At 44.0% G+C, this 13,447-nt stretch carries 7 protein-coding genes and 1 tRNA gene; 3 read left to right on the forward strand and 5 right to left on the reverse strand.

The window, feature by feature from the left end; translation table 11 throughout:
• The first annotated feature begins 232 nt into the window (after positions 1–232).
• From IW644_RS02650 to IW644_RS02660, 3 genes are all read left to right on the forward strand, one after another.
• Positions 233–1,306: a patatin-like phospholipase family protein gene (locus tag IW644_RS02650; RefSeq protein ID WP_269916290.1), complete on the forward strand. Its 1,074-nt coding sequence runs from the start codon at positions 233–235 to the stop codon at positions 1,304–1,306.
• A gap of 160 nt (positions 1,307–1,466) precedes the next feature.
• A tRNA-Val gene (locus IW644_RS02655) sits at positions 1,467–1,543 on the forward strand.
• Between the two features lie 213 nt (positions 1,544–1,756).
• Positions 1,757–3,484 carry a sensor domain-containing protein gene (locus tag IW644_RS02660; protein WP_269916291.1) on the forward strand — a complete coding sequence of 576 codons (1,728 nt, stop codon included), beginning with the start codon at positions 1,757–1,759 and terminating at the stop codon, positions 3,482–3,484.
• 107 nt (positions 3,485–3,591) lie between these two features.
• Here IW644_RS02660 and IW644_RS02665 read toward each other — a convergent pair whose 3' ends face one another.
• From IW644_RS02665 to IW644_RS02685, 5 genes are all read right to left on the reverse strand, one after another.
• Positions 3,592–5,526, reverse strand: coding sequence for an EAL domain-containing protein (locus IW644_RS02665; RefSeq protein ID WP_269916292.1), 1,935 nt, complete (start codon positions 5,524–5,526; stop codon positions 3,592–3,594).
• A 210-nt stretch (positions 5,527–5,736) separates the two neighbouring features.
• Positions 5,737–6,759: an MBL fold metallo-hydrolase gene (locus tag IW644_RS02670; RefSeq protein ID WP_269916293.1), complete on the reverse strand. Its 1,023-nt coding sequence runs from the start codon at positions 6,757–6,759 to the stop codon at positions 5,737–5,739.
• A gap of 298 nt (positions 6,760–7,057) precedes the next feature.
• On the reverse strand, positions 7,058–10,105 hold the full coding sequence (locus tag IW644_RS02675) for an efflux RND transporter permease subunit (RefSeq protein ID WP_269916294.1): 3,048 nt from the start codon (positions 10,103–10,105) through the stop codon (positions 7,058–7,060).
• A gap of 3 nt (positions 10,106–10,108) precedes the next feature.
• On the reverse strand, positions 10,109–11,242 hold the full coding sequence (locus IW644_RS02680) for an efflux RND transporter periplasmic adaptor subunit (RefSeq protein ID WP_269916295.1): 1,134 nt from the start codon (positions 11,240–11,242) through the stop codon (positions 10,109–10,111).
• A gap of 266 nt (positions 11,243–11,508) precedes the next feature.
• Positions 11,509–13,446, reverse strand: a complete 1,938-nt coding sequence (locus tag IW644_RS02685; protein WP_269916296.1) for a monovalent cation:proton antiporter-2 (CPA2) family protein — start codon at positions 13,444–13,446, stop codon at positions 11,509–11,511.
• Position 13,447: the final 1 nt, after the last annotated feature.

Below are 13,447 nucleotides of genomic sequence, written 5' to 3' on the forward strand. Positions count from 1 at the left end.
TTCGGGTGAAATCCCTGTTAAGTCTGGTCTGAGCAGATGTGAGGCTATCGCCATAAAGGTTACTTTTACCCCTCTAACTGTTAAATTCCCCTGAACTTATTAAATGGTGCAGCTTAGGCGTTTACTAATTGCGGCTTGTTGCCCTATAAATATTTTAAAATCGCTATTAGTTAGCGCTTGTAGTAAAGCTTGTATTGAAGCTTCATCTAAAAAAACTTAGCAAGGAAATTGAGTGGCACCCTTAGACATATATGCAGGTAAGAAAGCACGTGAAACTATAATGAAAAACGGGTTTACGCCCGAGTTGTTTAGTTACTTCCTGGGGGCTTCTGGCGGCCCTAAATGGTTTTCACTTGCGGGCCTGGACCGCGTGCTATTTCCTGAATGGTTTGCCAATATTGACCATCAAATACATGTTATAGGCTCATCAGCAGGTGCGTTTCGAGCAATTTGCGCTGTCCAAGACGACCCGTTGTCTGCCATAAACCGTCTAGCGACGTCTTACTCGACAACAACGTACAGCGAAAAACCAACACCGAGAGAAATTACCGCTAAAGCTGAAGATTTGTTGAAAGAAATGGTAAACGAAGTAGGCAAGCAAGAGGTGCTGTCTAACTCTCGCTTCAAAGCCCACCTAATTGTTGCTAAGTGTTTAGGCGCTACCCGCTTTGAAAGTAAATTCAGACAGCTTTCGGGCTTAGCTATGAGCGCAGCGGCTAACACGGTTAATCGCAAAAATTTGTCGCGCTTATACACACGTTATGTCTTTTCTACTCCGAATACGGACTTTGCTATTAACGACCCATACCAGCTGCCTACCAAATACCATGAGCTGACACAGGGAAACATACACACAGCATTACTAGCATCGGGTTCAATTCCTGTTGTGATCGAAGGTGTACCGGAAATTGAAGGTGCGCCTGTCGGTATGTATCGCGATGGCGGTATTATCGACTACCATTTTGACCTGTCGTTTGGACCGGATGAAGGTTTAGTGCTGTATCCGCACTTTTACAATAAACCTATCCCGGGATGGTTTGATAAAGGCTTAAAGGGAAGGGTGCCCCATAGTTCGAGCTACGATAATGTGGTGATGTTAGTCCCTTCAGCTTCTTTTGTAGCAAATTTACCTTACAGCAAAATTCCCGACAGGAAAGATTTTGAAGTGCTCGATGCTGACACGCGCATTAAATACTGGCAAACGGTACTAAAGGAGACCGACAGGCTGGGTGAATACTTTATGCGTGCTGTAAACGACGGAACCTTAGTGGACGCTATCAAGCCGCTTCCATTTAATATGATATAAAATGGAATGGTTAATCGTTAGGTAAATGGCTAATTGCTGTCAAATTAGTCACTTGAACCTTCTTTTAATAAGTTTTTCTTGCAGGTGGCGCCTATGCTAAGTATTATACGCGCCGTTGTCCGGCATTCGCCCACCTTACAGGTGCAACACAGTTCTATATGCGTCTATAGCTCAGTTGGTTAGAGCGCTACCTTGACATGGTAGAGGTCCCCTGTTCGAATCAGGGTAGACGCACCATTTATTTCTCCATCACAAAGATTACAACCTTTGTCGTATCCTACTTGTGCTATTGACACGGTATGGTGTATGAGCAGTTACAGTATTCATTTATTCTCTGTGTTCGTTATTGCGTCTTATAAGACCATCTAACTATTGGTTTTAGACTACACTGAAATAGTGCTGAAAATTTTTATGAACGCTGAGTACTTAAAAAGTAGTTACGGGAGTACGATGAGCTTGCAGAGATACGAAGAGCCCTTGTTGTTTGGACAACATGGTGCTGCTGAGAGGCGGTTCCTTGAGCTCATTAGCGCCTTACCAAAAGTATCTGTGCAAGGATACGACAAGTACCGAAATGTAATCTACTGGAATAAATCAAGCGAAGATATCTATGGTTACAGCGAAACCGAGGCGCTGGGTAAAAAGCTTGAAGACCTCATTATCCCTAACTTTATGCGCGATGACGTTATTAAATTTCATCAGCGCTGGATAGAGTTTAACGAGCCTATTCCTTCCGATGAATTGGTATTAAAGAAAAAGGGCGGTCGGCCCATTCACGTTTTTTCTTCTCACGTAATGTTAAAGCAGGGCACAGACTCGCCAGAGATGTATTGTGTTGATATTGACTTAACTGAACAGCACGAGATACGTCAAGAGTTGGAGCGAATGGCATGCACTGACTTACTTACGAATTTACCCAACAGACGCGCGTTAGAACAATGTTTAACCTCTGTTATTGACGATGCACGGTCATCTAACACAGGTTTTGGGCTGTTTTTTATCGACCTAGATATGTTCAAAGAGGTTAACGATACCTTGGGGCATTCCTGGGGCGATGAATTGCTAAAGTCAGTGGCTAAGCGCTTGTCAGGCTGCATTGATAACGCTAATGGCGTACTTGCCCGGTTTGGCGGCGACGAGTTCGTTTACTTGGCTAACGACGTAAGCTGCGAAAATAGGTGTGAGGAAATCGCGAAAACCCTATCCGCGTGTTTTCGTGAGAGTTTTGCGCTAAGTACTGAAAACGTCCATATTACCTCTAGCATTGGCATCAGCCTGTACCCCCGTGATGGCGATGTGATTGACGACATTCTAAAACACGCCGACGCAGCTATGTACCAAGCGAAGGCTGAAGGCCGCAACAGATATCATTTTTTCACAGATGCGCTAAGCCAGCGTCTTCGCGAGCAAAGAAACGTAGCAGCGAATTTAAGAGAATCGCTGCGCAATGATGAATTTGAGCTTGTGTATCAACCTCAGGTCGACTGCAAAACAGGTGGGTTTACTTCATGTGAAGCGCTGCTTAGATGGTGTCCTGTAGATAAAACTAAAGCTGTACCTCCTGATGTCTTTATACCTATCGCTGAGCGCGGTGAGCTTATAGGCGATATAGGAACCTGGGTACTTAGAAAAGCGTGCCAACAGGCGAAAGAATGGAAGCAAAAAGGCATCGAAATTCGTATCGATATTAACGTTTCAGGCAAAGAGCTAGAAAAAAGCTCTTATTTTAAATGCCTTACTGCTTGTCGCGACGAATACAACTTGCAGCCTAAAGATATCGGTTTAGAGCTTACTGAAAACGTACTAATTAAATCAGACAGTACCATTTTAGAAGATCTTCGAGTACAGCGAGATTTAGGCGTAGAAATCTCAATTGACGATTTTGGGACTGGCTATTCTTCACTAAGTTATTTGAAGCATTTTCCTGTTACACATCTAAAAATTGACCGCTCTTTTCTAGAGGGCGCACCGGAGAATGACTACGACAGCGCATTAATGGAAGCCATTGTAAATGTAGGACATAAACTAAACTTGAAGATTGTTGTAGAAGGGGTAGAAACAGAAAGCCAGTCTGACTACTGTAAATCACTAAACGTAGAATATGTACAAGGCTATCTGTACTCAAGGCCGGTAAGCGCTGACGCCATAGAAAGCTTATATTCAGGTCAAAGTTGGTAGGTCTAAAAAACGTTTAAGGCGCTCACTATTATGTCTTAACCTTTTACACGCATTCGCGCACGTCTTAAAGCGCGGTAATCATCTATGGAGTATTAATAACCGGCGTATTAATACACATTCCACAGAGCAGGTTTAGCAAAATAATAACCTTGCTGATGGTCAACGCCAAGCTTATTCAAAGCCACTGATTCTGCTTCGTTTTCTACCATTTCTGCTATCACTTTTATGTTCAAGCCTTTGGCTATACTCACAAGGCTTGAAATAAATAGCTGGTTGTCTTTATTTGTATGAATACCTTGGGTTAGCCTGCCAGAAAGCTTTACAAACTGTGGTTGTATCGCCCGTAGGCCAGAAAGTGAAGCAAAATTATCACCAAAACGCTCAATAGTAATTCCACAGCCTATGTTAATTAACTGGCGGCAAAGCGATTCTGTCACCTCTCTATACTGAATTAAGGCGGCATCTTCTACTTCAAAATTCAGTCTATGGGCTAAGGGCTTACGCTTAGCGATTTCCTTTACTAACCAGTCTCTAAACTCGGCATTCGCAATTGACACTATGCTTAAATTTACAGCGACATGTTGAGAAGTTACTTCTAACTTTTTCAGTACGATAGTAGTGACAAGCTTGTCCACCTGTGGAATAAGATCTAATCTCTCCGAGGCTGGAATCAGCTGCCCCATAGGGATTACGTCATTTGTATCCTTATCCTTAAAACGTCCTGATGCTTCGTAATAAGCCGGAATGTTTTGGTCTGTGTTCATTACAGGCTGGATCATAATATCGGCGTACTGTTGAGACACAATGTAGTTCAATCGCTCACGCCACTGAGTATTACTGTGTACTTTTGATATCTCTGATGCCAACTGCCAGCCGTTTTGGGTTTTCATTGCAGTAATGAGAGCGCTATCCACACTTTCCATAATTTGCGGCATTGTCATTGTACCGACAAATCGAGTGATCCCCATGTAGGTCGCTTTGGTTCCATCTCGAAGCGGCGATGCGCTTGCACATTGCTTTGCAAGATTAGTAAGCATAAGTTCTCGGGCCGCGCTTTCCATAGCTTCGCTGATTAGTGCGAAATCACCGCCCGACAATCGAAACACAAAGCGGATATTGTGGTTGTTCTTGGTTTCTTCTACCAAAATATTTGCCACCGCTTTTATGTAATTATCGCCCGGAACCATACCCATTTTCGTATTTATACTGCCTAAGTGAGCTAGTCTGACAATGATAAGCTCTTTCTCTTGAGCAGAAGCATTTTCATTTAGAAGAGCGCGCATATGACGCTCAAAAGCACCTCTATTAGCTAGCATTGTGAGCGAGTCTTTACTGGCTTCTTTTTTAAATAGTTCTGCTTGACGCTTTAGCTCATCAAATTTAGTAGATAATGTGCCTGCAAGTGAGTTAGCCGCTTCGGTTAATGGCTTAAAATCTTCACTCGACGCTGTTATTTCAGGCGATGTAAAGTTATGGCTGCCAATCTCATTGAGCTTTTTAACGGTGTCATCAACGGGGCGCTTTATGCGTCGGTTAACGAGTACAACGAAAAGTGAAAGAAGCACTGCAAGAGCGAGAAAAGCAGCGATATTTTTAATTAGTACAGCAAGTAAATTACTGGCAAGCGTACTTTTACTTGCCGTAAGTACGAGGTTATTCTCACTATTGTATAAAGCGATGCGCTTCACAAAAGCAGGGCTTGGGTCAACGAGTGAATACCACGGTGGCACGGTGTTTTCGCTTGCGGCCTTTGCGCTCAACGCTTCTTTACCGTTTGAGTCAATAACCGATGCGGCAGATACATAGGGCTGTGCCACGGCACTTTCTAGTAACGTTTCTAGTGCTAGACGCTCAGCTTGAGGGGAAAGAGGAACCTGTTGAGTAACACCCTTCTTATATACCAGCGCACTTTTTTCAGCCTGCAGCGTTACCGCCTCAGACGTGTTTGATTGTAGCTCACGTAATTCAGCGACGGACAATGCAGTAAATGCTAAAAACAAAAGGGTTACAATACCCAAATTAGTTTGGCTAGATAGCTTCATTACTAGCAGTTATCTCCTTCAACTGAAAAATTGATTTTCGCTATAGCGGTCGCGCAGCTTCTCTGTGCGCTTAGACTTTAATCGCACAGCATTTTATCTAATTGTAGCTTACTCAAGAGATGAGTGCGAATTATACAATGTAACCATAAATGTACAGTAAAACAAAATGTTAAGCGAGTAGTAATAAAGCCTCCTCTTTGTCTATATGTTTTATCTGTTTTCCATCCACCAGGTCTTATTAGGGACTTCACCAGCACGCTTTATAGGTACTATTTCGCCAAAGATAGGAATGCTGGTAGGGACACCTTTTGTACCAGCAAGATCTGTAATTTTTATTAAGGGTTCGTTCCAGTTATGTAGTGCTAAATCAAAAGTACTGTTATGTACTGGCATCATAACACTGGCTTGAACATCAATATGCGCTTGCAGGCTCTCTTCAGGCAGCATGTGAATGTCAGACCATAATTCGTTATAAGCACCAGTTTCAATCATCGACAAATCAAACGGGCCATACTTATCACCAATCGCTTTAAAGCCTTCAAAATAGCCCGAGTCGCCGCTGTAAAAAATGCTTGTAGTTGAAGATTTGATAACCCAGCTAGCCCAAAGGGTTTCATCTCTATCAAATAATCCTCGCCCGGAGAAATGCTGAGAAGGGGTTGCAACGATTTCAATATTGCCAATTTCAGTGTTTTGCCACCAATCCAACTCTACAATCTTATCTGCATTTACACCCCAGTTACGTAGATGATTACCTACTTTTAGCGGTGTGATAAACACGCCAACCTTGCTTTGAAGTATTTCAATACTGCTCTTATCTAAATGGTCGTAATGATCATGACTAATTATCACTGCATCGATGTCAGGTAAGTCTTGAAGTGATATTGGAGCATCGTGAAACCGCTTGGGTCCTATCCATTGCACAGGAGACGCTCGTTCACTAAATACCGGGTCGATTAATATAAAACGCTCGGCAAGTTTCAATAGGGTAGTAGAGTGGCCCAGCTTTATCACGCTATCTTCTGCAACTGCGTCAAGCATTTGAGGTGTCAGTGCCGAGACGGGTATGTCAAACGTTGGCGTTGCTGCATCTCTGTTGTCACGAAAATACGCTTTGGTCACTTTCCACATGTCTCGCCATGTCGTCTTGTATTCAACATGAGTATTAGTGAATTTTTCAGGTTGTGACGCATTTGCAGCATGAGTATTAGAAAAGCCACAGAGAGATGTCATAAATAAAACTCCAACAAGAAAGTGTGTGCGAATATTAACGTGCATGATCTCGCCTTTTATAAAGTATACTGCACAGTGTAGTTTACCTATGATATACAACTTATTTAAAAAGTAAACTGAATAGTGTAGTTTTGCTGGGAGGGAAAGGTTGTAGGCTTTGAAAAAATAAAGCCAGCATCAGAAGCTATCTCGACACTGGCTGTTAGCGATATTTTATTCACATTGTAAGATCTTGGCTGCAGTTGCGATTAGCACTACAAAAAAGCGTACAACTAATTAAATTAGTTGTACGCGCTTTTTATTCAGACTTAATACCGTGGAATGTACAGTGTAGCACCGGCAAAATAAGCAGTGTCAGTACGGTGGCGACGGTCAGACCAAATACAATAACCACTGCCATTGATGCGAAGAACGCGTCAGAAAATAGGGGGATCATACCCAATATTGTGGTGATAGCAGCCATAGAAACAGGGCGTACACGAGATACCGATGCTTTAACTACGGCATCAAACGCATCGCTATTACCTTTCGCCTGCACGTTTATCTCTTCCATCAACACAATACCGTTTTTAAGCACCATACCAATAAGGCTCAAGCTACCAAGCAGCGCCATAAAGGTAAATGGGGCACCTACTAGTACTAAGCCACCAATAATTCCAATAGTGGTAAGTGGTATTACGCCCCATATGGCTAACGCTTGGCGCAATCGACCAAACAGTAATACGGTAATAATAAACATACCCAAAATTCCAATGGGCATACTCGCAAACAGTGCGCTTTGTGCATCTGTTGATGTTTCGTATTCTCCGCCCCATTCAATACGGTAGCCATCGGGCAGTTCAAGTTCTTCTACAAGTGGCCGAACTTTAGCCTGCACACTAGCGGCTGTTTCCCCAGAAAGTGGAAGTGGTTCAGCATAGACAGCTAACATGCGAACTCTGTCTCGGCGTTTTATAATGGGATTGTTCAAGGTCACATCAACATTGCTTATTACGTCAGCCATGCTGATATATTTACCTTGCTCCTGACTCCACACGTTAAGCGAGGCAAGGTTGTCTATATCATAGCGCTGGTTCGGATCGTTGCGCATTACAATCGGAATTAAATCGCTGCCTTCGCGGTATAGCCCGACAGTTTCACCTTCATTGTTAAGGAGAAATGCGGTGTGAACGGCATCTCGGGTTACCCCAATACGTCTGGCTTGTTCTTCCAAGAATACAGGCTCAATAAATGGGACTTTATTACTCCATGATAAGCGCACGCTATCCATGGTTTGTTCTGCTTGGAATATAGCTTCAACGTCACTACTTATTTCACGCAAAACCTCAGGCTCAGGCCCGTATATTCTGGCCTCAATGGCCGCTTTTGCAGAAGGCCCTACTTGTAGAGCTTGTACTTTGTACTGCACGTTGGGGAAGGTTTCGCGCAGTAACTCAATAATTTCTCGCATTCTGGCATCGCGAGCTTCCACTGTATTGGTCTCGACGATAAGTTGCCCATAGCTCGCGTAGCGGTCTTCAGGCGAGTAAGTTAGTGTAAGACGCTGTGCTCCGCCGCCTATTACGCTGGTAATGTTGGCGATCTCAGGCATATCCATCACTTTTTCTTCTAAACGACGTATCGATTGTTCAGTCGTTAAAATATCGCTACCTTCTGGCAGACGTAAGTCTACAAAAAACAGTGGAGTAGATGAGTTAGGAAAGAACGCGTTTTTCACATATTTACCCGACGCGACGCTGCCTACTAGGGCAAGTACGACAAGTACAATAGTGATATATCGATGATTAATGGCAGCAGTAAGTATTCGCTTATAAACGGTGAAGATAATACCTTTATAAGGGTCGTCATCCTCGCTATCTGATTGACGTTCTTTCTCTGTGTTAAACAGTAAGTCGAAAAAGAATGGGGTAATGGTCAGCGCTGTGATCCAACTTAAGAATAACGAGAAGCACAGAACCCAGAAAAGGGAGCCAACAAATTCTCCCGTGGCATCAGGGGAAAGCCCAATAGGTGCAAAAGCGGTAATGGCGATCACGGTCGCGCCAAGAAGCGGTAATCCGTTTTGAGAGACTACGTCCTTGGCCGCCTGAAGCTTAGTTTGTCCTTTTCTCACACCAATTAACATGCCTTCGGTTACCACAATGGCGTTGTCGACCAACATACCTAACGCAATAATAAGCGCACCTAAGGATATTTTTTGAAGTTCAATGCCTTTTATCGACATTAAAATAAAGGTGCCAAGAATAGTAAGAACAAGAATAAGCCCCATCAGCACGCCGCTACGCCAGCCCATAAATAGCAGCAGTACAAAAATAACGATGGCCACCGCTTCAGCAAGATTGATGAGGAAGCCGGTTACAGAATCGTCGACTACCGAAGGCTGGTTGTAAACAGTATTCAGGCTCATACCAAGTGGCATACGCTGTTCTAGCTCGGCAATTTTGGTATCAAGTCGCTTGCCTACATCAACTACATTGACTGCCGACGCGAACGATACGCCAATAGACAGCGCAGGGGTGCCAGAACTATGGTAAAGAAGCGAGGGGGTATCGTTAAGCTTGCGCTCGATGGTGGCAATATCAGTTAAGCGAATAAGGCCGCTAGCCGGTGAGCCAATTACCACCTGGCCTAATGCCTCCAAATTATCAAACTCACCCGTGGGCTGAATAGAAAGACGCTTACCTTGAACTTTAATTGAACCTGCGTTGCCTACCACGTTTTGCGCAGTTAACAGACCGGCAATAGATTCTGCAGAAACATTAAGGGCTTTCATTTTATCGTGATCTAAAGACACGATAATTTGCTCGGAAACGGTGCCTGCAATGGATACTTTTTTAACGCCATCGACAAGCTGAATTTCTCGCTGCATAAGGTCAGCAAAATCTTCTAACTGTTTTAATGAATAGTCTTCGCTTTGTAAGGTCATTAAAAGCCCATACACATCGCCGAAGTCATCATTAACTATCGATGTACCGGTTCCCGGTGGCAGTGAAGCTTGTGCGTCACCCACTTTACGGCGTAAGTTGTCCCAGTATTGCTCTAAATCCTTAGCTTGAACGCTGCTCTTTAATTCAACGGTAATTTGCGACAGTCCTACCATGTTTACAGAACTAATGCGCTTTACGTTGGGTATACGCTGAATCGCTTTTTCAAGCTGAAGCGTAACCTCTTCTTCAACTTGTTCGGGGGTTGCCCCCGGGTATTGCGTCATCACTAGAGCACTTCTAATCGTAAACTCAGGAAACTCTAGCTGACCAAGACCTAAGAAAGACACAATGCCACCAACACCTAAAATGATGGCGATCATCCAGCTTATGACTTTTTGACGAAAAAAATACTCGACCATGATTTACAGGCCTCCTTCTTTCGTCCACTCAGTAACCGCCTGGCCTTCTTTTACAAGGTGAGCACCAGCAGCGACAATTTTATCTTCGTCGTTTAGCGGGCCCTCAACTAACAAGCCGTTTGAAATAGCGCGTGTAATCATGACCTCTACCGCTTCGACTGTACCTTTCTTTTCGTCATCTCCGCTAGGTTTGAAGCGCCACACAATGGCTTTTTCTGGCTCTTCATTGTCGGTAACCACTGCGCCAAAAGGGACTAACCAAAGTTTCGCATCAGACTCAATCAGTTTGGTCATATCGAGCAATACAGTAGCGCTCATACCAGACAGTACATTGATGTCCTCTGGTTCTGGTAGAGTAATGGTCACTTCATAGCTAAGCTCGCCTTGTCGTGTAGTGCTTTCGTGATCCTTATACATGGCAGCATAACGTTTTTCTGGCATGCCAGAGAAAGTGACCCACGCCATTTCTGAGGTACGGTTTTTACGGGCTCTAGAGCGGTCAATCATGCGCATCTTTTGCTCTGGCAACTGAAACGTTACGTCAATAGCGCCTGGCATATGAAGCTCGGCAATGGTTTGCTGAGGCACAATTACTTGATAGTTTTCAACGGGCACAGAGGCAATGAGCCCAGCAAAAGGTGCACGAAGCTCTGTATAACTCAGCTGGTCTTGTGCATTGGTCAGGCTGGCTTTAGCGGCTAAAAAATTGGCTTTCGCTTCATCAAAGGTAGAGCGGCTTACCGCGCCTTTTTCAACCGATGCTTCCATACGTTCAAACATAGCGGAAGTCACATCGAACTGAGACTGGGCGGTGGCGAGCTGCGCTTTTGCGTCTCTGTCATCAAGCCGTGCGATAAGTTGGTTCTCTTTAACTTCCTCGCCCGCTTTTACATTGAGTTCTTGCAGTTTGCCGCCAATGCGAAACGAAAGGTTAGAATACTCTGCTGCTTCCACTTGCCCTGGGAATTTAGCGATGGTCTCGTCTGAATGTTGAACTTTATAAAGAGTTACCGGTGTTGATGAGACGGGTTTTGGTGGAGTGGGGGCGTCTTCACACGCACTTAAGCCAGCAAGTGCAGCAAATGCAACTACAGCGCGCATAGCTACACTGTTAAAGAGACTCTTTTTAGACAACATGGTAACTCTCCATTTAAATAAACCACTTTTTATCCCCATTTTGGCAATGGGTTATGTTTTATTACGCGTATATCCATTCTTTTTAAGAAGGATGTTGTAAAAATCTAATATACGCATACTTCAATGTACTTAAAGGTTATAGCGTTATTTATCGTTTTCGATCAGAATTTTTGTTCACAAATACAAGCGTTAATCGGCGAATACCAATTAACGCCTCGACCCGCAGTTCAAAAGCGCAAATTAAGCTCCGCAGAGTTACACACTCATTATTCATTTGTTTTACTTGGTTTTTCATCAGGCGCAAGCTTTTCAGCATACCCTTTTGGTGGTGGCGTCCAGCCACGCATCTTCGAATGTTTGTCATGTAAATCTGCTTTCAGTGCATCTTCAATAAGCGATTCTAGTTCGCTGAACAGTTTAAGGTAGTTGTTGTCTATCCTTTCGCCACTCGCGTCATCTACCCACGCGTGATACAGCACATCGTTTTGTTGAGATTCAATGTTCTTGTAAGCCATTTTCTGTCGCTCAACGTGAAAGGGGTGGATATTGAGTGAACGTAATGCTTCTGCGCCCATCTCTAGCGCACTATGGTAGGTTTCTGATACTACAAAATCTGCGCCTAACTGGCGCAACCGATAGCCATGCCCACGGTCAAAGGCACGGGCAAGCACTTTTACATTGGGAAAGGCGTGCTTAGCATATTTCACCATCTCTGCAGCTGTACTTCTGTCGTCAATGGCGATAACCAATAAAGAGGCTTCCTGTGCCCCAGCGGTATGCAATATGTCAGGTTTAGATGCATCGCCGAAATAAGCTTTATTACCGAAGCGCCTGAAAAGGTCTATTTGCTCAGAGCGAATATCGAGCACAACCGTTTTGACGTCGTTGGCCACTAAGAGGCGATTTACTATCTGCCCAAAACGGCCAATGCCGGCAATGACCACAGTGCCTTTCTCGTCTATAACATCTTCATCACGTTGAGATTTAGCATTTTTATAGTGAGGAATTATGGCTTTGTCGAATAAAATGAAAAGCCCCGGCGTTAAAAACATAGAAATGGCCACGACTAAAGAAAGTATAGAAATGATGTCGCTAGGCAATACATAGTTTTGCGAGGCGAAACTTAACAGTACAAAACCAAACTCACCGGCCTGTGCGAGGCTTAGTGTGAATAGCCATTTATTCTTACCTTTTATTTTAAATAATAAGGCAATAACAAACAGAACTAGGGCCTTAATTAACATAACAGCAAGGGTTAACCCTGCAATTAACACAGGGTTTTCTGAAAGCACAGAAAAGTTAATGCCAGCGCCTACCGTAATAAAAAAGAGGCCCAGTAATAATCCCTTGAACGGTTCGATATTGGCTTCAAGCTCATGCCTGAATTCACTGTTAGCTAGAACTACACCCGCTAAAAATGCGCCAAGGGCAGGAGAGAGCCCAACCAGCCCCATTAAAGCTGCAATTCCGATAATAAGCATAAGCGCGGTTGCGGTAAAAATTTCTCGTAATCCAGATGCGGCCACAAACTTAAATAATGGGCGACTTAAGTAGTGTCCTCCGATGGTTAAAAAGGCAATTGAGCTAATGATCACGAGACCTGAAGCCCAAGGGGCAAGCCCTTCAACAAGGTTTAGACTATCGTGCGATCCTGTATCGCCGCCATGTGCATTTCCTGCTTCGACCAGCTCGGGTATGGCAAGAAGAGGAATAAGCGCAAGCATGGGAATAACGGCGATATCCTGAAACAGCAAGACGGAGAAGGCGCTTTTGCCCCCCTCTGTTTTCTGAAGGCCTTTTTCTTGTAATGTTTGTAAAACAATAGCGGTTGAAGAAAGGGCAAAAATAAGGCCTATTGTAAGAGCAATGCCAAAAGGCTGTTCAAGAAACAAGGCGACGCCGGTGATAAGAACGGTGGTGAGTGCTAATTGTAGCCCGCCTAAGCCTATTAGTTTGGACTTCATTGCCCATAGTGACCGAGGCTCTAGCTCCAACCCCACTAAAAACAGCATCATTACTACGCCGAATTCAGCAAAGTGTTGAATGGCAACCGTCTCATCGCCAACGAGCCCGAATACTGGCCCGATAACAAGGCCTGCAATTAAATAACCAAGTACAGATCCTAACCCAAGGCGCTTTGCTATTGGCACTGCTATTACTGCGGCAATAAGGTAAATAAATGCATATAGAAAATAGCCAGTCACG

It is taken from the genome of Alteromonas sp. PRIM-21 (genome assembly GCF_027563165.1).
In the GTDB taxonomy this organism is placed as follows: domain Bacteria; phylum Pseudomonadota; class Gammaproteobacteria; order Enterobacterales; family Alteromonadaceae; genus Alteromonas; species Alteromonas macleodii_A.

What these genes read in the sequence shown, in the direction of transcription:
- IW644_RS02660 (WP_269916291.1), top strand. Translation starts at nt 1,757, where the DNA reads ATGAGCTTGCAGAGATACGAAGAGCCCTTGTTGTTTGGACAACATGGT.
- IW644_RS02665 (WP_269916292.1), bottom strand. Translation starts at nt 5,526, where the DNA reads ATGAAGCTATCTAGCCAAACTAATTTGGGTATTGTAACCCTTTTGTTT.
- IW644_RS02670 (WP_269916293.1), bottom strand. Translation starts at nt 6,759, where the DNA reads ATGACATCTCTCTGTGGCTTTTCTAATACTCATGCTGCAAATGCGTCA.
- IW644_RS02675 (WP_269916294.1), bottom strand. Translation starts at nt 10,105, where the DNA reads ATGGTCGAGTATTTTTTTCGTCAAAAAGTCATAAGCTGGATGATCGCC.
- IW644_RS02680 (WP_269916295.1), bottom strand. Translation starts at nt 11,242, where the DNA reads ATGTTGTCTAAAAAGAGTCTCTTTAACAGTGTAGCTATGCGCGCTGTA.